The 20711-nt window shown below is 48.1% G+C and carries 15 protein-coding genes; 6 read left to right on the top strand and 9 right to left on the bottom strand.

Annotated features, from left to right (window positions below):
- Nucleotides 1-30 precede the first annotated feature (30 nt).
- Entirely contained in the window at nt 31-1665 is a 1635-nt protein-coding gene (locus tag A3849_RS12260) for a diguanylate cyclase domain-containing protein (RefSeq protein WP_074111675.1), read from the bottom strand.
- A 266-nt stretch (nt 1666-1931) separates the two neighbouring features.
- Between A3849_RS12260 and A3849_RS12255 the strand changes: the two genes are divergently transcribed.
- Together A3849_RS12255 and A3849_RS12250 are read left to right on the top strand one after the other, a co-directional pair.
- On the top strand, nt 1932-2216 hold the full coding sequence (locus A3849_RS12255) for a hypothetical protein (protein ID WP_074111674.1): 285 nt from the start codon (nt 1932-1934) through the stop codon (nt 2214-2216).
- Between the two features lie 185 nt (nt 2217-2401).
- Nucleotides 2402-2782, top strand: a complete 381-nt coding sequence (locus A3849_RS12250) for a PilZ domain-containing protein (protein ID WP_074111673.1) — start codon at nt 2402-2404, stop codon at nt 2780-2782.
- A 175-nt stretch (nt 2783-2957) separates the two neighbouring features.
- Here A3849_RS12250 and A3849_RS12245 read toward each other — a convergent pair whose 3' ends face one another.
- From A3849_RS12245 to A3849_RS12225, 5 genes are read right to left on the bottom strand one after another with little or no spacing between them, the layout of a single operon-like run.
- A complete protein-coding gene (locus A3849_RS12245) occupies nt 2958-3689 on the bottom strand; it encodes a hypothetical protein (RefSeq protein ID WP_074111672.1) in 732 nt (243 codons plus the stop codon).
- Nucleotides 3683-4384: an ABC transporter ATP-binding protein gene (locus A3849_RS12240; RefSeq protein ID WP_074083581.1), complete on the bottom strand. Its 702-nt coding sequence runs from the start codon at nt 4382-4384 to the stop codon at nt 3683-3685. Before A3849_RS12240 ends, A3849_RS12245 begins: the two co-directional genes overlap by 7 nt.
- 13 nt (nt 4385-4397) lie before the next feature.
- Nucleotides 4398-4772: a GntR family transcriptional regulator gene (locus tag A3849_RS12235; RefSeq protein ID WP_074106336.1), complete on the bottom strand. Its 375-nt coding sequence runs from the start codon at nt 4770-4772 to the stop codon at nt 4398-4400.
- Nucleotides 4772-5518, bottom strand: a complete 747-nt coding sequence (locus tag A3849_RS12230; RefSeq protein WP_074111671.1) for an ABC transporter permease — start codon at nt 5516-5518, stop codon at nt 4772-4774. The genes A3849_RS12235 and A3849_RS12230 overlap by 1 nt, the downstream gene beginning before the upstream one ends.
- Nucleotides 5511-6482: an ABC transporter ATP-binding protein gene (locus A3849_RS12225; protein WP_074111670.1), complete on the bottom strand. Its 972-nt coding sequence runs from the start codon at nt 6480-6482 to the stop codon at nt 5511-5513. The genes A3849_RS12230 and A3849_RS12225 overlap by 8 nt, the downstream gene beginning before the upstream one ends.
- A gap of 143 nt (nt 6483-6625) precedes the next feature.
- Between A3849_RS12225 and A3849_RS12220 the strand changes: the two genes are divergently transcribed.
- Nucleotides 6626-8098 (top strand): cryptochrome/photolyase family protein, encoded by a 1473-nt coding sequence (locus A3849_RS12220; RefSeq protein WP_256700750.1) that lies wholly within the window; start codon nt 6626-6628, stop codon nt 8096-8098.
- A 5-nt stretch (nt 8099-8103) separates the two neighbouring features.
- Here A3849_RS12220 and A3849_RS12215 read toward each other — a convergent pair whose 3' ends face one another.
- The gene (locus tag A3849_RS12215) at nt 8104-9108 is read right to left on the bottom strand and encodes a phosphotransferase (RefSeq protein WP_074111669.1); all 1005 of its coding nucleotides are present in this window, start codon (nt 9106-9108) and stop codon (nt 8104-8106) included.
- A 341-nt stretch (nt 9109-9449) separates the two neighbouring features.
- On the opposite strand from A3849_RS12215, the gene A3849_RS12210 reads away from it, so the two are divergent.
- Complete coding sequence (locus A3849_RS12210; protein WP_074111668.1) at nt 9450-10337, top strand: sulfurtransferase; 888 nt, start codon at nt 9450-9452, stop codon at nt 10335-10337.
- Nucleotides 10338-10495: 158 nt separating this feature from the next.
- On the opposite strand, the gene A3849_RS12205 is transcribed toward A3849_RS12210, so the two are convergent.
- Both A3849_RS12205 and A3849_RS12200 read right to left on the bottom strand, forming a co-directional pair.
- Complete coding sequence (locus tag A3849_RS12205) at nt 10496-11044, bottom strand: hypothetical protein (RefSeq protein WP_143191795.1); 549 nt, start codon at nt 11042-11044, stop codon at nt 10496-10498.
- 141 nt (nt 11045-11185) lie between these two features.
- The gene (locus A3849_RS12200; protein ID WP_074111666.1) at nt 11186-12100 is read right to left on the bottom strand and encodes a hypothetical protein; all 915 of its coding nucleotides are present in this window, start codon (nt 12098-12100) and stop codon (nt 11186-11188) included.
- Nucleotides 12101-12887: 787 nt separating this feature from the next.
- Between A3849_RS12200 and A3849_RS12195 the strand changes: the two genes are divergently transcribed.
- Both A3849_RS12195 and A3849_RS12190 read left to right on the top strand, forming a co-directional pair.
- Nucleotides 12888-16694 carry an endo-1,4-beta-xylanase gene (locus A3849_RS12195; RefSeq protein ID WP_074111665.1) on the top strand — a complete coding sequence of 1269 codons (3807 nt, stop codon included), beginning with the start codon at nt 12888-12890 and terminating at the stop codon, nt 16692-16694.
- A 1418-nt stretch (nt 16695-18112) separates the two neighbouring features.
- On the top strand, nt 18113-20389 hold the full coding sequence (locus A3849_RS12190) for a preprotein translocase subunit SecA (RefSeq protein ID WP_074111664.1): 2277 nt from the start codon (nt 18113-18115) through the stop codon (nt 20387-20389).
- The last annotated feature ends 322 nt before the right edge of the window (nt 20390-20711 follow it).

The raw sequence follows: 20711 nt of genomic DNA, 5'->3' as shown, positions 1-20711 counted from the left end.
AAAAATGTTCTGTTAATGCTAAGTCCATAATCAGCAGGCTGCCTCAAAAGTAATCCGGTTTTTTCCGCTGCGTTTGGAGATATATAAAGCTTCGTCAGCCAGACGCAGCGTTTCAATGGTGTCTGCCCCATCCGGGTACCATACTGCAGCCCCCACGCTGCACCCTACATGGATATTTTCATCTTGAATGATAATGGGCAGATTTATCTTGCTTATAATCCGCGAAGCCACAATCTCAGCTTCCTGCATGGGTTTAATCGCAGAAGTATGAAGAATCACTACAAATTCATCGCCGCCCAAGCGGGCTACAATTTCATTATCCCTCGTACAATCGAGTAGCCGGAATGCCACCTCCTGCAGCAACGCATCGCCTGTAGCATGTCCCAAGGTATCGTTCACTTTTTTAAAGCCATCCAGATCCAGATATAAAAAGCTTAGTGTACTCCGGTTTTGTTTGGCCTTGTTGACGGCATGGGCCAGAAACTCATCCAGCGCGGTCCGATTCGGCAGACCGGTAAGATTGTCATGAAGCGCCATATCCGCCATATAGCTCAGTTTATTCTCCGTCTTGGTCAAGTGGTTGACTAAATTCCGCAAGGATTCCGACAGGACAGCCACATCTTTGAACCGGGTTGAGGCAGGGATCTCCACCTTGGCTCCAGTGCTGAGCAAATCAGCTGTCTTTGTGATATTATTCAGCGGCCGTACAATCCACCCTGCCACGAACCAGCCCATAACAGCAAATAGAACTGCCGCAACCAATCCACTGTACGCGATATTACGCTCTAGTTGATGTACAGAGGCAAACGCCACATCTGCAGGTTGCCGGATAATCACAGACCAGCCCAAACCGGGATAGTTCTGATACCCGTCACCATAAGCATAACCGGTCAAATAGGATTGATTATTTCTGCCGTAAGATTCTACCGTCCAGGAGTTAACTCCGGTTCGTGCTTTTTGCAAAGTTTCATCCGTCATTTTCTTACCTACCAGTTCCTTGGGGCCCAAAAGGATGGTGTCATTTTTTTGACTAACAACAAAAACCTCTACATCCTTTAGACGCTCCTTGAGCGGAGTGACTATGGATCTCTCTACTTCTCTGGACCATTCCCAGCTTAAATGTGCCGCCAGCACACCTGTCACCAGGCCTTCCCCGGTTTGTACAGGTACACTTATATCCACAAACTGCAAGGCTTCACCATTTGGGTTCGGCAAAAGCTTCGACAATAAAACGGCATCGTGTACATCCCCGATATATGTTCCTTTTGAACCCTCCTGAAACACGGGACGCTGGCTTATATTCTGACTGAGCAGGATATTGTCTGTAGATGAGAGCACATTCCCTTTCGAATCCAGAAATCCAACCCAGGTGAACACAGGCAGACTGCTTTTTAATTGGTTCAATAAGCCGTCTGCTTCCTTTTTGTCCACGGGTACCTGAAAAGCATTAAGTTTGCTGAGCACCTCTACCTCTCCAGTCCGCGACCACATGAAATGATCCAGTTTCTCGGACATCTGATAGGCCTCTGCAGCAAGGGAACCTCCGATACTAAGCTCGACAGACCGGGTAGACTGATTCCCTATGACGTAGCTTAACAACATGGTTAATAGAATAATCATTACGGCAAAAGCGCTGGATAGTAGTGTACGCAGGTTTAAAAACATTTCATTCTCTCCTTGAGGTGCCTGGATTGCAGCATCCGTAAAAATAAGGCAACAATCTTTGTCGAATATAGTCGATATTTATGTATCGGTCACATTCATTCTGAAAATAATATATAATTATTAAATACATATTTTGGTTATGACTCTCATTCTTCATTTATCTGATTGCTTATAGCAAAATAATACTCTGTTGCCTGAATGATAATGCTTACATAACCAGGCTGTAGTATAATCTGCTCATCAACCATCCCAAGGAGTGACCACTGATGTCAGAACAATTTGAAATGTATGATGATCCGTTCAAGATGCTTATCCTTCTGGCTACCTTAATTTCCGAGAAGCAGGGTACCGAGCTCAGGTATGAGCATGTCCCATCATATGACAATGCCGTTTTTTCTATGGAGCATGAAAGATTTTTCTATAAAAAGGATAGCACTGAAATCACCTGGTTTGAATTCCTGGGCAGAGATATCTCTTCATCACGGGACCTGTCACGGTCTGAATACAACAAGATGTTCGTTGACTGCATGTCTTCCCTTTACAATCTGTAATCCACTAAATTGCCCTGCATAGTGCCTTTTTCACTTCTGAATACCCTCCCTCTTTCAACTGAGGCTGAGGGTATTTCTGTTAGTGTTCAGAAAATTTAAATCTTTTCTTTTAAAAATAGCACTTTAGTAGATTGCCCAGATCATTGCAGTTCGATATAATAGCAAAAAAAACAGCGGAGGTACAAATGGACGACTCCAGCAGAAAAGAACCGTTCCGATACGTGATGAACCAGCCCATAGAATGTTGGCTGGAACTTCCCGCGAGTAATTCCGGTCCAGGTGCCGGAAAATTAACAGAAGGAGTGCTGCTTGACCTTAGCCGTTCAGGCTGCAAGGTGCGCACCTCGCTAAATCTCCGCTTTACCTCTGGTGATACGAAGCTGATCATTCACTTTCAGCTCGCGGAAGACAAGCTGCAATTCGAAGGAAGCGTGCGTTGGGGATGGATGTTTGGACTGGGCCAGTTCCAGTACGGAATCCGTCTCGATTTACAGGAAGACGAAGAAGAGCAGCTGATGCGTGAATTGGAAATCTGGACCAATACCCGCAGAGTACAAGGATTATAGCAGGCTCATCATCTTAGATGCCCTCCACAAGGAGGACGTCTTTTTAAGGTATGCGCGGTGTCAGTTCTCTGGAACTGAGGTAGCTGAAGTATACATACGCAAAAGCGAAAGCACAGCCCAGGGCCATACTTTCGCTCCATTGTATTGCATTTTGATAATTCCGGAACCTATGAATTTAATCTTCAATCCTTTTCTGGATCAACAGCTTCATTACATAAATCAGTATGGCTCCAACAGCAGCCTCGAAGATCAGAGCCCAGTAATTAGTTCCGATATCGGGTAATTTCAGTCCGGAACGTATTGCAGAGGCCTCATAAACCTTAAACTGGAATGCGTTATTCAGTGCACTAATGTAGCTTCCCCAAAACTGATTCTCAATAAAGCTTATTCCGTTCTCGATCACTGCAAAAACAGCGATAGCAATCCAGATTGTCCCCTTTACGCGAAGGCTTTTCGCTGTGGTGACGGCAAACATTAAGAGGATCAGTTCAAATCCGGCGGTCCACAGGAGATTGAATATGCACCAAGAGGCCACCTGCCAGAAATTCACCGGTAGAAAATCAGAGGAGTATACCAGAATATATAGACCTAGATGAATCGCGGCAAGACCCGTCACCAGCAGCAGCAGGATCCAGTTGAGCAATAGCGGTGAGATAACATTCTGTATAGTACCTACCGGCACAAGCCTTCTGGCATATGATTTTAAGTAACGGACATAGCTGAAAAAGGCAAAGAGCAGCAGGGTACAACCAAAAACGCCATATGCCATCATATTATAGGAGAGCAGATCAACCCCCATAGAGCTGTTCGAAATCCATATTCCAGCCTGGACAAGCAGCATAATGACGAAGAAAGCGAGGATCCGCTCCTGTCTGCGTTTCAAGTCATATTTCATCAGCTTCAGCATTCTGCATACACCTCTCTGAACAGCTCATCGATACTTTTCCCCCGCTGAAGCCTGAGATCCTCTACTTCGCTATGCAGGACGAGCTCACCCTCTTTGATAAAGATCACTTCATCAAATATTCGCTCAATGTCAGTCACAAGATGGGTGGATAGCAGAATCGTACTGTCTTCCTCGTAGAACTCCATTAGCGCATTAAGTATTTTTGTCCGAGCCACTGGGTCAACTCCGCCGATTGGCTCATCCAGAATATATAAGCTGGCTCTGCGCGAGAGCACCATGGTCAGCTGCAGGCGTTCACTCATTCCCTTGGACAAGGTACTGACCTTGTCACTTTCCCTTAATTTCATGAATTCCAGCATGTTCTTTGCTTTGCCTAGATCAAAGTCCGGATAGAAGTCCTGCTGAAACTTAAGTGCGTCTCCCACCTTCATCCATGATTCTGTTAAGGGACAGTCTGGCATGAAAGACACCAGCGATTTACTCGCTTCTCCCACCGGAACACCCAACACAGAAATCTTCCCCGAAGTTGGCTGGGCAAGACCGGCAATCAGCTTCATCAGTGTAGTTTTCCCACTACCATTGCTGCCGAGCAGGCCGACGATTTTACCGGCGCCAAGTTCCAAGGAGACCCCATTCAGGGCATGCTTAGAACCGTATTTTTTGGTCACATTTTCAACTTGAAGTATCCTGTCCACTGAAATAATCCCCCTATGATTTAGTCCTTGAAGCAATATTTTCTGCTACAGCCGTCAGGATCTCTTCACTCTGAAAGCCCAGCTCCTGCATGCCGCGGAAAAATCGTTCCAACACATCCTGCGCCATCTCTTTTTTTATCGTAAGAATAGTCTGTTCATTACCGGTCACATATCTGCCCATCCCACGCCGGGTTTCCACGATTTCTTCACGCTCCAGTTCCTGAAAGGTTCTTTGCACCGTATTCGGATTAATCTGCAGTTCAGCGGCCAATTCACGTACGGAGGGGATTTTGTCGCCCGGCTTGAGCTTTCCGGTAACGATCTCCCCTTTCATATAATTCATGATCTGGAGATAAATCGGCTGATTGTTGTCAAATTCTATGGTCATCAAGCAACGTCCCTTCGTCTGAACACCATAAATCCCGCCAGAAGAAACAGCACGAAGTATACGGACAGCACCAGAATGGAGAAGTGCAGCGTCATTCCTGGAATCGGTGCTCCTCCTCCTTCATACGCAGCCAGATTCATGTTGGGAAATAATACGTATTTGTAGAAATCGCGGAAAATGACCAAATTACTAATTGTAATAGCAAACATCGTGCTTCCTATGGTTACGCCAGTAGAGGTAGTCAATATTCCAATCATAAAAGCCAGCGCAGTGTACATCACCAGATACACGCTGTTGTAGAGCACGGAAGTGAGAACATCACCAATGCCCAGGTGATCTCCATTCATTCCAAACCACACGCTGCCAGAAGCATAAACTGCTACAGTAGTTACTATTGTCAGGCTGAGTGCGTACAACAGGACGGTCAAATATTTAGAGGCCAGGATGGCGGTTCGGCTACGCGCACGAATCAGCAGGAATTTGATCGTGCCCTGACTGTATTCCTTGGTGACTATACCCGCTGTCCCGATAATGACCAGAATACTCAGCACTTGGCCAATAGCCGTCGGCATCATCATTTCCGCCGCAAACGCTGGCCCGGAAGCAAAAAGCTCTGCCGCAACGGAATGCACAATATACCCTACCAAAAACGGCAATACGATTAAAAGAGCATAGGCTACAAAGAAAGTCCGTTTCTTCGATAATTTGAGCCATTCGTTCAACACCAGATTATTAAATTTACGCAATGCGGTTCCCTCCTGTCCATTTGAGGAATTCTTCTTCAAGACTCTGTTTGTTATCAGTTATACGGTAGACCCCTACTCTCGCCTCACTGAAAGCTGCCACTAGCCCCGGTACTTCATTGTCCTTCATACTGACCAGGACTTCAGAATTCGCCTCATCCGTTCGAATGAACTGAACTCCTGACTGTGCTCTGATAACTGTTAGAGCAGCTTCCAGTTGATCTACCCGGATGGCAAGGGGAATTTCGCCCCCAACCTTCACTTCTTCTCCCAGCGGAGTTACTGCGATCAGTTGGCCATTCTGAATAACAACCGCACGGTGGCAGATTTGTTCGATCTCCGCAAGCATATGACTCGAAATCAGTATCGATATGCCCTCCACCTCAGCGATAGTGCGCATATATTCACGCATTTCACGAATTCCCGCAGGGTCCAGCCCGTTTGTGGGTTCATCAAGGATGAGCAGCTTAGGTGCTTGCAGCAGCGCTTGGGCGATCCCCAGCCGTTGGCGCATCCCCAGGGAATAGGCTTTTACCTTTTTGCCCATAGCTTCCTGCAGGCCGACCAGCTCTACCACTTCATCAATCCGTGCATCCGTGATACCGTCACTCATCCGCTGATATTGCTTCAGGTTGTCATAACCCGTCAGATGGGGATAGAACTCAGGGTTTTCGATGATCGCGCCAATGTGGGCGATGGCCTTGTTAAAGTCATTGCGGATACTGTGTCCGTCAACCAGCACATCTCCTTCCGACATACGGATTAGACCGGTCATCATGCGGATGGTGGTTGTTTTCCCGGCTCCGTTAGGTCCCAGCAGCCCGACAATTTCTCCCTTACGGATATCAAAAGACAGCTTATTCACTATGGCTTGCCCTTTGATAATCTTACTAACCCCATTCATCTGCAATACGATCGGCGCGTTCCCAAAACCTGATGATTCAACATAATATTCAATCTGACTCATGGCACCCTCCTGTATTTGAATTCAATTGTTTCCGGTTGAATATTCTATTGTACCGGTGTGTTAGTTAAATAGTACACTGACTCTCAGGTTTTGTAAAGCCTAATTATTCCAGCCTTAATATCCGGAGTCTGGCTGTACTTCTGATGGGGGAAATTGATATCTTTCAGCAAGTTGCGGGTAATAACGTGTTTGGCTTGCAGAAGCTGTACGGCCCCGCTATGATCAAAAGATCAGTCACGTTCAGAAAGGAATCCGCACTTATGATACTGTTCATTCACCGCAAAGATCTGCGTACGATTGATCTACCAGCCTTTGATGCCATCCATTCTGCTGGTGTAGCCAGCTTGCATGTACTAATCCTTGACCCTTTCCTGCTACGTAAGGAGCGGTATCTGGAACATAGCGGCCTTAACTTTCTCACGCAAGTTGCTCAGCTGCAGCAAGACTACATCCTGGCAGATAAAAAGCTGCATATTCTGTATGGAGAGCCTGACAGGGTCGTCCAGAAGCTGGTACAGGCCCATCCCATTGAGCAAATAATGGTGCATACAGATTACACACCATATGCATTGAAGAGGGACAAGCAGTTAAATGATATAGCATCCTCACTTAACATCCGTTTTCAATCGTATTCCGACAACATGCTCTGTGACCCGGATGACTTCATGGATTGGAGCGGACGTACGGAGCCATACAAGGTCTTTACACCCTTTTACCGCCGCTGGCGCACATTCCTCACAGAACGTTTCCGTCCACCTTATTCCACAGGTTTACAGGATCTACACACGGCCTGCCTGGAGCAAGGTATAGTTGATACCTTCAGGATTCCGGATGAGGTTGAACGCCTGCTAAGGCAACTATCGTTACAGACAAAAGATATGGATGTGAATCGAATCCTCGAGCGTTTTCTTAGTGAGAATCTACTGGATTACACGGTGAGACGCGATAAATATGCGGAGGATGGTACGAGCCGGATCAGCCGTCATTTAAATACAGGCGCGATTTCAGCTCGAACGATTTATTCAAGATTGACAGAAGGAGAGCGCGGAGGAGAAGAATGGCTGAGGCAGCTGGCCTGGCGGGATTTTTACCTGCATCAGGCCCGCCTGGATGCTAATTTTTTCAACTATGAGAAGGTCTTTGATCTGACTAGTCTCGGTACCAGACATTTTGAATCCTGGTCCCAGGGAAACACAGGTATTCCAGTCATTGATGCGGCTATGCACCAGTTGAACGAAACAGGTTGGATGCCGAACCGCCTGCGGATGATTACCGCGATGTTCCTCACCAAGAATCTGGGCTGTCCGTTTATTTACGGAGAACGGTACTTCCGCCTGAAGCTTAGCGATTACGATAATGTGCTGAACCGGGGCGGCTGGCTGTGGAGTTCGTCACTCGGCTTTGACGCCTCCCCGTACTTCAGAATTATGAATCCGGTAACCCAATCACAGACTCATGATCCAAGCGGAAGTTATATCCGCACCTGGCTGCCGGAGCTGACAGATATGTCGGACAAAGAAATCCACCTGCCCCGCCCTGAAGCGATTGTTGATCTAAAAACTTCACGGGTACTGGCAATTGAAACCTATAAACAGATTCTTCAAAGTAGAAGATAGCAGCTTCAAGCTCCCTCTTGTTCTTTCCTTAGAATCTCAAGAATAAGCGAAGTCTCCGCCGTTAGCTGAAGGATGTCTTCTGACAGTAGTTTCACCTGCTCCCGGAGCACAGGTACTTCATCGGTACCCTCCAGATATCGGGTGACGAAATGAAGGAAAACATCCACTTTTCGAAGCATCATCAGCACCGGGATAGCCTTAATTTCTGCTTCTGAGAGAATGATTTGGCGGCTGAAGCCCCGGCAAAAATCCCGGACTGCTGCCTTTTCCTCCGCATGCCCCAGCAGCCCGGACAGAATAACCGCCGGCTCCATCGCCCGGACATCGAAGGTGCAGAATTCAAAATCGATCAGCGCGGCTACTTGCCGGTGATCGGTTGTTTCTACCAGCAGATTGGAAGCATTCAGGTCCCCATGTACCAGTTGATGTGGCAGCTCTTGCAGTTCGGTCAACGAACCCGCGATGTTGTCATAGGCTTCGTACAGCATGTTCAGCTCTGGAGCAAGATCTGCAAACGGTACTGGCGGCTTCAGACAGAGCTCATGGATTACTTCTGTGGTGCACAGTGGATAAGCCTGCCTCAGCTCATAATAAGGCTTGTACACTGGAGCCAGCTCAGGATTGATGTCAGACAGTACAGTAGATAACCCACCCGCAGCCTGCCCGAAGGATTCAAAATAACCGTTCTCCTCTTCCGCCGGTGAATCTCCGTCGATATATTTGAACAGGCAGGCGAATTTGCCGTCCGCATCCTTCAGCTGAACTACTGTTTCTCCAGCTGGGGTGCAGATCGGTACTGGCACTTTGAAAGGTAAATCTAACCCCCCCAGTTTTTGCAGCACGGCATGCTCAAATTTTATTTTGTCTCTATCCCTGTGCGTATCATAGATGCGGAGTACGGCACGGTGAGCACTATTTTCCACAAAATAGGTTGTATTGTTCCAGCCGCCGCTCCGCTTCCTCAGCGTTCCGCTCCATGCCGGCCAGGCCTGGCTTATCATTTTCTCCATAGGCTGATGCCCCTCTCTTAATTGTTGTGTAACGAATCTCCCATGAGCAGGCCTTATATGTAAGGTGGTGAAGATGTGGCCGATGTTGCACAAATCTATGGGCCGTATTTTCAGTTGAAAAATATTAATCAGTTCAAGGGCAATTGTAAAATCAGTGTCTGGTTATGTCAAATCGCCAAAAAACACTTACTTCACTGATCATGGGACTACTGCCGGCAACCGCTGCCGTCGAAGCTCAGTTTGTGGACCGGAAATAGAATATTTGGAGCTTACCTTGAGGCTCCTCTGATTTTTCCGCTATAATAAATTCCATATTGATATACACAAAGGATGGGATACCTATGGACGCAACTGTTTCCAAACGATGGCTGCTGGCAAGGCTATATGAGCCAGAGCAGACAATTGTAGATTGCCGGTTTACGCTCGGTAAACCAGATGCTGGTCGGGAGTGTTATAAGCAGGAGCATATTCCGGGTGCCATTTATCTCGATTTGGAGCTGGATCTGTCCAGCCCGTTAGGGGAGCACGGTGGACGCCACCCTCTACCCGACCCGGAGGTGCTTGCTGCACGACTGGCCAAACTCGGGATAGGTAACGATTCACGTGTTGTTGCCTACGATGATGAGAACGGAATGAACGCTGCGCGGTTCTGGTGGCTGCTTCGTTATCTGGGGCATGAACAAGTATATATACTGGAAGGCGGATTCAGTGCCTGGAAAACCGAGAAGTTCCCGGTCACGGTTCATCAGCCGGTGCGCGTTCCGAGTACTTTTGTGCCAAAGGTTCAGGTCCAGATGCTGGTTGGTGTTGAGGAGGTGCGCCGGATATCTGAACGGACGATTGATGCTGCAGTGCACGATCCGTCTTCAACTGCGGATTCGTCCCCCGTCCTCCCTATTCTGATTGACTCCCGAGCCAATGACCGCTATCACGGCCAGAATGAGACGATGGACAAGAAAGCCGGCCATATCCCCGGCGCGGTGAACTTCTTCTGGAAAAACACACAAAATGAAGATGGAAGCTTCAAGAGCACTGAGCAGCTGCAGGAGCATTTTGCTGAGCTGGACAAGGATGCCGAGATCATCGTCTACTGCGGTTCCGGCGTAACCGCTTGCCCGAATGTCCTGGCGCTGGAGAAGGCCGGATTTAAGAATGTGCGGCTGTATGCTGGCAGTTGGAGCGACTGGATTAGTTATGAGGAGAATCCGGTGGCTACGGGAGAGGAATGAACAATGGCATAAGCATGCAAAAGCCCGCGCCGGGTTCTCGCCCGACGCGGGCTTTTTGTGCTGATTACCGCTACACTGGCGGTGCAACTTGTTTTCAAAAAACACGGATTCCCTGTGCTTTTCCAGCTATTTGCGCATATTCCAATTGCGGCACAGACTCAAGGCGCGTATCTGCTAACATCTACGGCGACATGCTCGAGCTTGGTTTTGCTTAACGAATGATAAGGAGCAAAGATGGTAACGTACCGGTCCTTCAAAGGGAACGTCAGCATGTCGGTACCGTTTACTTTGTACCATTTACCCTTCACATTATTGGATTCAGGCAATGTGACTACAGTGCCTTTATAGCTGTGGGAATAATCGCGCGGGGACACAGAAACTCTCATGTATTTAAAGAAAAAGGTAACGCTGTCACCGGCAACGCCTACTCTTGAGAAGGAATCGCCTGTGATCATCCGGGTAGGCACGTAGGCGGTTTCGAATCCGTCGAAAGAAGCAAAGGCTTGAATGATCTTTTTGTACTCAGCGGACGAATAAGGCACATCGCTCACCGTGAAGTTCAGCTTTTGGGAGGCTGCGGCGGAATTCGAAGCGACAGACGCTGCCTGTCTTTCCGTATTACCGGCTGCCGAGGACGGCTGAGCCGATATTCCTGTGAAAAGTATGCTTGTGGCGATTGAAGCTGCGATCCATTGGGGGTGACGCATGTTGTATCCATCTTGAAGCCGAATTGTATCCAAGTTGTAAATAAACGCAAGCACAATTTTCACTGAGTGCCAAGGCCGCTTCCCCCAGGATCCGTCCCCCATTTGTCAGTCCCAGCTAAAGGCCGGGTCGGTTACCTTCCGCTACAGCTTGGTCAGCACATGCGCGCTCACAAAGTAATCCCTGTCTTCATATTCGTCATGGACGAACTCCCACAGCAGCGAAAACCTTAATTCAACTTTATACAACCGCATAATTTGCGGATGAACGTGGACAAACGCCCCCGGCAGGCACAAGCCTTGTTTTGCCATCTCCGGCAGATGCCCGTATATCAGGTCCAAGTTTTCCCGGTGATTCCCTCCCGTCAGCTCCAAAGTCTTAAAAGCAGCCGGGCTGGTATAGCCGGTTGTTTTGATGTGCTGCAGCAGCAAAGTATCGGTTAAATGGACAATCAAACCTTCGGGTGCCAGGAGGCCTCGCAAAGATTGAAAGATATTGATATGGATCCGTTCTAGCAGCCGATCCAGCTGAGCGCTGAATTCTGGCGTATGGGTAACCTTGTTTTTCTTCCGGTAAAAGAAGGCGGAGATGAGCTGCGTCGTGAAGCATAAATTCATGACCACATCAAAAGGAGGGTGCAGCGGAGAGAAATCCACGTTGGGCAACAATTGGTCAACCTTTGCTTTCAAGTCATCCGGGGATGACACTTCCGTTCCTACTCCGGTCAAATCAATGATAGCACATTGGTATTTTTCCGGGTGCGCCGACTTGGCCAGAAAGCGGTCCAGCGCTTTTTCATCGATATCGACGATTGTGATCCGCTCAAATATTGACTCGATGTACGAAATGGGCACATCGTTTCCGTTCCCGGCCCCAAGCAGTAAAATATGCCCGCGCCCGCAGCGGTTATGTTCCAGCGTTTGCTCCAGAACTTGCTGAATCTGATCCCGGTAGCCCGCCCAGTGCTGCCAGTCATGCTGGGTTGAGTCATTTCGGAGGGTGTTGGCTTTGCGGAATCTGATGTAAGGCACTTTGACTTTTCTAGTAAATGGATTCATATCGTGATTCACCTTTTCTATCTAGAATGGAGCTTTACGGAGATTATATCGTTTATTGGGCTTATTATCACCCATCAGGACATGGATCATATAGGCAGCCTGGTGATTTGTCCTAGCAGATCCCCCCGAATAGAATCCAGGACATGGCACTTATGAAGACAGGGTTCAACAACGTACGGTTATATGCGGGGAGCTGGAGCGACTGGATTAGTTTGTCATATTCTCCACCGAGAGACCGGACAGGTTCTCCCAAGTTGCTGTGAATTCATTGTAAAGCATGCCTGGCTCTACGACCCCTGGAGAGCTTATCCATGCTCGCCGTTAACGCATGGATAAATATTGTCTTCCGTACTTTCGAAAACGTCGACCCCTCCGGTTTACTCTTTTCGAGGCTCTATCACTTTCAGGCCTACTTTCTGGCTGTCTACGCGTAATGTCTGAAATTGCTTCCAACCGTCCAAGACTCGCTATTGGTGGCTTGTCTTTAGCCTTTCCAAACAGGATTTCTACCTGCTATACTCCACAACCTAGCTTGGTCGCACCGAAAGTTGAGCTATAAAATCTAGTGGTTCCTTCTTTAATTTATGTACTGTAAAGCGCTTTCATTTACATTATTATTGAGTTGTTATTTCTCGAAAGGAGGACATATTTCAGTAAAAATGTAAACGCTTTTACTAGGTTGCCAAATTTATCGACAGGGTGGTGGTACAAGAAAACCCTTGTGCCGCAAGCCTCGGCGAATGCCGGGAGGCTATATAATATTTATTTTGGGAGGGGAAGTAACACGATGAACAAACGGATTAAGCAGATTTTGATGTTAGTGCTTGCGGTTGCATTGTTTTTGCCGCAGTTTGGGATCGCGCAAAAGGCAAGTGCGGCAAGTACGAACGGAAATTATGTCTTAAAAGTTCAAACCACAGGCGGGAAACAGTGGGATGGCGTGCAAATACCTACAGGAGCAAGCGGCTTAAATCTCATTGCCGGTACAACCTATACCTTCTCATATGATTTATACACCCCTGACCAAGATGTGGCAGGCATTATTCTACAAACTAGCGGCTACAACTGGATTAAAGACTCAGGAGCTTTAAGCGCGGCAAGCCCAGCTTGGAATTCCTACTCAGCGACGTATACTTATACAGACACAAGTGGACCCAATATCCAGTATGTTAAAAAAGGTGATAGCGGAAATTCGGATGCCAAGAATATAACTTACTACATCGACAACTTTGTTATTAAAGACGAGAGTGGCACTGTTGTTTACACAGCCAACTTTGACGACCAGACGGTTGGTCTCTTTACATCAAGTGGAGCGGCTACATTAACTACTGTAAATAATATTAGTGCTGCACCAACACCAACGATTAACCCGGATGTACTCACCTTACCAAGCATTAAGGATACGTACCCGGATTATTTGATGGGCAATATCATCGGCCCATATTACATGCAAGATTCAATCATGCCCGTCCTGAAAGCCCAGTTCGGCGTTGTGACGCCTGAGAACGCGATGAAGCCAGCTTCGCTGATCGGCACCAGTGCCTCTACGCATAACGTCGCGGATCTGAGCTTTACCGAAGCGGACACAGAGCTTCAGAGCGCGATCGACAATGGCCTAAAAATACATGGGCATACGCTCGTCTGGGAAGGGCAATCGATTCCATGGCTGAACAACGATAAGCTCTCCAGCTCCGACTCGACTCCATCCAACCCAGGTCTGACCGCGGATGGGGCGTATGTGAACATGAACGCGTACATTAACTCTGTACTAACGCATTTTGACGACAAGTTCAACGCGAGCACGCAGAACATCATCTCGTGGGACGTCGTTAACGAAGCGATGGGGGGCACCGTCCGTGACAGCTCTCTTAGTCCGACAGACTGGCACAGCTACCTGAAATCCACCCCGTGGCTGAAGGCGACGGACGCGAACTACGTCGAACAGGCGTTCAAGTACGCCCGTGCGGCGGAGCCGAATTACAACGTTCTGTTGTACTACAACGACTATAGCATGGATGACCAGAATAAGGCCGCAGCAGTTCGCGACATGGTGAAAGACATTAATGACCGTTGGGCCTTGGATCACCCTGGCAAGCAGCTCATACAGGGTGTCGGCTTGCAAGAGCATAACGGCCTCGGCACCAACCCTAACAATCAGAGAAAGACGATACAGATGTTCAAGAATATCGGCGTCAAAGTTTCAATCAGCGAGCTGGACATCTCCGCAGGAACGAACAAACAGCAAACAACCGAGCAGGTAAAAGCCCAAGCCGCACAGTACGCGCGGTTGATGCAGGTTTATACCGATCCCAACTTCAAGGACACGGTGCAGCGCATCTCCATCTGGGGGCTGACAGACACCAACAGCTGGTTGTCTGAAGGCAGCCCGTTGCTGTTCGACGGCAACCTGTACCCGAAAGACGCGTTTTACGCTGTGGTTGACCCGGCTAATTACCTTGCGAATTACCACGCTCCGACAAAGCCTGCTGGGGGCAAAACCTCAACAGCCGCGAAGGGAACGCCCAACATCGACGGCAAAATAGACGACATTTGGAATTCGACAACGCCTATCAATATCAATGTAACGCAAGCAGGTAACACGAAGGCGGATGCTCACATGCCGGCCGCTACCGCTCGCATGTTGTGGGACAACGCGAACCTGTACGTACTCGCGCAGGTGACCAAAGATCCGTCCGAACCGTTGGACAAGGGGAACGCAAACCCTTGGGAACAGGATTCAGTCGAAGTGGTTGTTGACCTGACGAACGGCTCCAGCGCCATGTACTCGAACGCTTCCGGACATTACCGCGTTCGGTATGACGGCTTTGCGTCGGTAGACGCAGGCATGACGGATAATCAGGGTATTGCAACGAAGATGACCTCTGCGACGGTCAACGAGGATACGTACTCCTACAATGTCGAGATGAAGATTCCGTTTATCCAAATTTCGCCCGCGATTGGCACTCAGATCGGCTTTGACACTCAGGTGAACGAAGCGATGAACGGTGCGCGCATTGGCGCGTACGCTTGGAACGACGCTAGCGGGACTTCTTATCAGGATCTATTCCAGATTGGCACATTGGAACTTGCGGCCGCACCGACTCCCACTACGACATCGGTAACCGGGGTTATGCTTGACCAATCGACCTTATCCCTGACAGCAGGGGGCACCGCTGCAACATTGACGGCAACAGTTCTACCGAACAACGCTTCGAACAAAGCTGTGACGTGGAGCTCCAGCGAGAAGAGCGTTGCGACTGTGGACACCCATGGGGTTGTTACTCCTGTCAAAGCAGGAACTGCAACGATTACCGCAACGACTGTTGATAGCAGGTTTACAGCAACAAGCGTTGTAACAGTCAAAGCTGCGACGCCTACGCCTACACCTACGCCTACGCCTACGACCACGACTACGCCCACGACGCAGGGATCTAACATCACAGTTGATAAAAATCATATCACTGCAAAGGCTCAGCCGGACAGCAACGGTACAGCTTCCGTAACCATCAGTTCGAGTGATTTCCATCAAGGAGTCAGTCAATCAACAGACAAATCCGTGACGATTCAAGTACAACCCGCTGCCGGCGTTAAAGAAGTTCAAGTCAACTTGCCGGCAGATCAAGTTCAAGCGCTTTCGGATCAGATCCAATGGATCGTCATCGACACTGGTTTGGCTACTGTTACAATCGATCCGAAATTGCTGAAGCGCAACGACGCGAGCGGTACAGGCAACGTTCAATTGTCCGTGGCCGTCATAGACCCGGCGTCGCTGTCCGACGCAGCAAGGAGCCAAGTAGGCGGAAATACCGTCTACAATTTCAACTTAAGCATCATCGGCACGAAAATTTCGAAATTCACCGGAAATGACGTTAAAGTCAGCATGGGTTACACCCTGAAGCCGGGTGAAAATCCAAACAATGTCGTCGTCTATAACATCGATGATAACGGCAAGCTGGAAATCGTCAAAAATGGGAAGTACAAAACAGCGACGGGCAAAGTCGAATTTACTCCGAAGCACTTCAGCAAATACGTCGCCAAGGCCAATGCTTCCGCATTCAAAGACGTGAACAATGTACCTTGGGCGGTGGAAAGCATCCAAGCTCTCGAAGCGCGAGGTATTGTTGCAGGAGTTGAAACTGGAGCTTTCGCGCCGAACAATCAGGTTACCAGAGCCGAGTTCATCCAAATGCTGATGAATGCGCTTGATCTGAACAGCGATAAGACAAACAGCACCTTTACAGATGTGAATGAAGGCACCTGGAATTATCAAGCAATTGCTTCGGCTCAACAGCTCGGTATCGTCAACGGAAAAGCGGACGGATCTTTCGGCATCAACGATGCAATCAGCAGGCAGGAAATGGCCGCTATGCTGTATCGTGCCGCAGCGAAGGCAAATATCAAGCTGCAAAATACCGTTAATGAAATCAAGTTTGCCGATGATTCAAGCATTTCGGTCTATGCAGCACAAGCAATTAAAGCATTGCAACAAGCCGGAATTGTGAGCGGCATGGTGGACGGGACATTTGCCCCTGCCAGCAACGCAACGCGCGCTCAAGCAGCAGTTATCATTTACGGATTGTTTAAATTAATGTAAGTTCAGACATCGCAACAAAGAAGCCTTCCTCCCCATTGCCGCGGGGGGAAGGCTTCTTTTATTAAAGTCCCTCATCATCTCTACACATCTCTCCCACTATAAAGTGATGTTTTCGCCTGTTTACCCGCTTTTTCTTAGTTTTTCAACCTTGACAGTTTGCGAGGTACTAGTAGAGAACGTAGTCTGCACCACGATTTTCTGTAAGAGCGTAGGCGGGAATAGAGCTTAGCATGGTTTCATTCCAAAACTGTGGATAGTTGATTATGATCGCATAGTGAATCTCCACATTCGCCCTTGGGGTTTACCCTCCCATGTCACAATGGGTCTACGCCTTTACATTCATTCGTTCTATCTCTCAAGGGTGGATGACGGAGCCTTTGCCCCATCGGGACGTTTATTAAGTATGTAAGTGATAACTTTAACTCTTTACTGATTTTCATCCTCTCTTATTTAAAAGATACAGATTCCAAAATCTAATCCGTTTCAGCCTTTGACTCATCATTTGTGTATGTAACAATGAAATTGAATGCATACTCATCAATCATTGTGCTGTAAACCTCTTGTGTTGTTACAACAGCATTTCCATAATCAACAGTCCCTTTCAACAGGTACATTTTTTTCCACCGACTCCCCAAGTAGTGAGCTTTTTATTTGCTTCCGATCCGGTGCTGACCCAAAGGTCCAGCAACCAGTTCTCTAGTGGGTTTGCCAGAAATCCTTTCCCGGATAAGGCAATTAAGTCCATGCGTCACCTAAATCAACAGCCTTCTTCTGGCGTAAAGCGAAATTTTTTTTAGAGTGGAATAGCTCATGGATCAAGAAATTAAAGCTTGCACCGCGATGACTGGGTATTATTGTATTTGAATTTGAATCTATATGTAGGGAGTTGGAGCGACTGGATTAGTTATGAGGAGAATCCGGTGGCTACGGGGAATAGTTAACATGAAGTGCCCGCGTCCTGCGTGGGCTTTTTGTGCTGGAGAACACCCTGCGAAATGTCAAGCCAATGCGGATTCAACCACAAGCGGAGAAAGATGATCCCGCATTAAATCCTCTCTTCCGGTCACACCTCCAAGACCAGCTTTATGCTACCCCTTCAACCGTATAATAACAGACCAGCACGTTCTATGGATCGATGACCGGTATGTGGATTTGAAGCAAAACTTCCAGCGATGCTCATTCAACAATTCACACTCTACTATTTGATTCTATGAAGCTTCCAAAATGCAAAATATTATTTACATTGTGCAATACATAAGCTACAATCCTACCAACCAATAACTGGAAATGACAACTCCATTCGCCATTACTTTCAACCACATGGTTTTCAAAAAGTTGGCGTTTGCTGGCAAGCAACAGATCAGCGTAAATGTTGTTCAAAACTAAGCGTATGTCGACCGAGGGGAGATCAAATTCATATGAATATAGCCGTCAAGTTCATGCGAAAATTCAAAGACCGTGATACCCAGAATAAGCTAAAGGTCTATCGGGACAAAACGGAGCTCATTAGGAAACGGAATATGGAAGCCTGGGATGACGGGCGACTCCAAGAGGAATCCCTCCGGCTGCAAAAAGAAGCGCGGTCAGGTACACCCTTGGATGAGCTGCTTGTCGATGCTTATGCGTTAGTCTGCGAGGCAGCGAAGAGAAAGCTCGGATTACAGCCTTACGATGTCCAGATTATGGCTGCCATTGCTCTACATGAGAGATTTCTGATCGAGCAGCATACTGGTGAAGGAAAAACACTCTCAGCTGTTATGCCTGTATATCTAAATGCACTGACTGGAAAAGGCGTTCATGTGCTAACTTTAAACGATTATTTGGCTAAGCGGGATGCGGAGTGGATGGGCCCGGTCTATCGTTTCCTCGGGTTAACGGTAAGCTCTGTTCAAGCAGGTATGAGCCTGTACGAGAAACGGGAAGCATACGCCAAGGATATAACATATGTTACGGCTAAAGCAGCGGGATTCGATTACTTGCGCGATACAATTGCTCTAAGCGAAGACTATACCGTGCATCGTCCTTTCCACTACGTCATCGTCGACGAAGCGGATTCGCTGCTTCTCGACGAAGCGCGGGTGCCGCTAGTCATCAGCGGCGATTCGGCCTCTTCCAGGAGCGACGGCTTTCGTTTCGCAGAAGTGGCTCGGCAGCTCAAGCAAGCAGAGCATTACGACTTCGACGAGTTCCAGCGGAATGTTTACTTGAATGAAGCAGGCGCTGCGGAAGCGGAATCACTGCTGGGATGCGGCAATTTGTACGATAGCCACAACAGTCACTTGCTGACGTCATTAAATTGCGCGTTGCATGCGGAATCCATATTAAAAATAGACATCGATTATATCGTCCGGGACGGCAAAATCGAGCTAATTGAAGAATACACCGGCCGTGTGGCGGAGAACAGGTATTTGCCGGACGGGCTGCAAGCAGCGCTTACGGCCAAAGAGGGGCTGTACTCCACAACCAGCGGAAAAATCCTCGGGACGATCACCATTCAACACTTCATCAGCCTGTATCCGCAGATTTGCGGGATGACGGCAACCGCACATGCTTCCGCAATGGACTTCGAAGATGTTTATGCGCTGCAGGTCGTACAAATCCCGCCGAACCGGCCAAACATCCGGATCGACTATCCGCACAGGATCTATACCCATAAAGAAGCCAAGCTTAAGGCACTCGTACAAGAAATCTCATCCGTCCATCGAACGGGACGTCCAATTCTCATTGGTACGTCAAGCGTCGAAGAGTCTGCCATACTTGCTGAGGCGCTAGTGGCTGCCGGTGTACCTTGCCATGTTCTCAATGCGAAAAACGACGCAGAAGAAGCCTACATCATCGCCAAAGCGGGAGAAATCGGCACAGTGACGGTGTCTACAAATATGGCGGGACGCGGCGTGGACATCCGGCTCGGCGGTGGCGACCCCGCGCAAGCAGAACTAGTCGCTAAGCTGGGCGGGTTATATGTGATTGGCACCCATGTGAACGAAAGTGTGCGGATCGACGACCAGTTGCGCGGGCGTTCCGGTCGACAAGGTGACCCGGGAGCTTCTGTTTTTTATGTAAGCATGGAGGACGAGTTACTGCTTCGCTTCGGCATCCATAAAGCGGTTCGCGATCCAAAGCAGGATAAGGCTCTTGAAGAACCATTACTCAGCAGCAAGATCACAAGTATTCAGCGTATTGTTATGGGTCAAAACTTCGATATCCACAAGGAATTGAACTGCTATTCAGATATGGTGGAGGATCAGAGGCGGCTTCTATACGAGGAGCGGCTCCGAATTCTGAAAGGTGAGAAACCGATGAGTCCTTCGGAGCAGCGAGTCAGACTTTTTTATATCGACGAGTTCTGGGCTGAACATCTTGCGTACATTTCTTACCTTCGCGAGAGCATCCATTTGGAGAGCCTTGCCAGCCGAAATCCGATCGACGAATTTCATGCGCAAATCACAGAAGCCTACGAGCAAATTCCTTTTAAAGTAAATAGTGCGTCGGAAAAAATGCTTGAAAGGCTCGGAGGTTCGAATGACCCGGCGGAGTGGGAAAAGCTCGGTTTGAAGAGCCCTGCCTCCACGAGGACTTATATTATCAACGATCAATACCTACAGAATAAGCGCAGCTCATGGACCGGAACGACTGTATTTGCTTATTGGATCCGTATGATTATGAAGCCGGTATTCAAGCTGTCCAAATATTGAAGACTGAACTATTCTCAGAACAGAAAATGTTTTCCGAAGCAAAACGTTGACTCCGTGTTAACTTGGGGCAGAAATAATACTTCGCCAATGCATCTAAGCCGCTTGGTGATGTATTCAATTATTACGAACCATCTAACGCACAGCTTCGTCCCTTAGTTGAATCTCTCTTCAATGCTTAACAAGAGCTTTTAGTTAGTTACGGATTAAAAAATAATATAAAATACGAATAGATATAAGTGTCCCGTGTTTGTTTCAAATTAGAATGGAAAGTAGTATTCAGCATGAATCTCTCATCGGTAAACAGCAAATATTCTGTTCAGAG

Origin of the sequence: Paenibacillus sp. P46E, assembly GCF_001909095.1 — a bacterium.
Taxonomy (GTDB): Bacteria; Bacillota; Bacilli; order Paenibacillales; family Paenibacillaceae; genus Paenibacillus_AQ; species Paenibacillus_AQ helianthi.
The sequence above is the reverse complement of the archived record's forward strand: the minus strand, read 5'-3'. Positions and strand labels throughout refer to the sequence as shown.

Excerpts from the sequence above, each read along its gene's own strand:
- A3849_RS12260 (WP_074111675.1), bottom strand. The coding sequence starts at position 1,665 with ATGTTTTTAAACCTGCGTACACTACTATCCAGCGCTTTTGCCGTAATG.
- A3849_RS12255 (WP_074111674.1), top strand. The coding sequence starts at position 1,932 with ATGTCAGAACAATTTGAAATGTATGATGATCCGTTCAAGATGCTTATC.
- A3849_RS12250 (WP_074111673.1), top strand. The coding sequence starts at position 2,402 with ATGGACGACTCCAGCAGAAAAGAACCGTTCCGATACGTGATGAACCAG.
- A3849_RS12245 (WP_074111672.1), bottom strand. The coding sequence starts at position 3,689 with ATGCTGAAGCTGATGAAATATGACTTGAAACGCAGACAGGAGCGGATC.
- A3849_RS12235 (WP_074106336.1), bottom strand. The coding sequence starts at position 4,772 with ATGACCATAGAATTTGACAACAATCAGCCGATTTATCTCCAGATCATG.
- A3849_RS12225 (WP_074111670.1), bottom strand. The coding sequence starts at position 6,482 with ATGAGTCAGATTGAATATTATGTTGAATCATCAGGTTTTGGGAACGCG.
- A3849_RS12220 (WP_256700750.1), top strand. The coding sequence starts at position 6,626 with ATGGGGGAAATTGATATCTTTCAGCAAGTTGCGGGTAATAACGTGTTT.
- A3849_RS12215 (WP_074111669.1), bottom strand. The coding sequence starts at position 9,108 with ATGGAGAAAATGATAAGCCAGGCCTGGCCGGCATGGAGCGGAACGCTG.
- A3849_RS12210 (WP_074111668.1), top strand. The coding sequence starts at position 9,450 with ATGGACGCAACTGTTTCCAAACGATGGCTGCTGGCAAGGCTATATGAG.
- A3849_RS12205 (WP_143191795.1), bottom strand. The coding sequence starts at position 11,044 with ATGCGTCACCCCCAATGGATCGCAGCTTCAATCGCCACAAGCATACTT.
- A3849_RS12200 (WP_074111666.1), bottom strand. The coding sequence starts at position 12,100 with ATGAATCCATTTACTAGAAAAGTCAAAGTGCCTTACATCAGATTCCGC.
- A3849_RS12195 (WP_074111665.1), top strand. The coding sequence starts at position 12,888 with ATGAACAAACGGATTAAGCAGATTTTGATGTTAGTGCTTGCGGTTGCA.
- A3849_RS12190 (WP_074111664.1), top strand. The coding sequence starts at position 18,113 with ATGAATATAGCCGTCAAGTTCATGCGAAAATTCAAAGACCGTGATACC.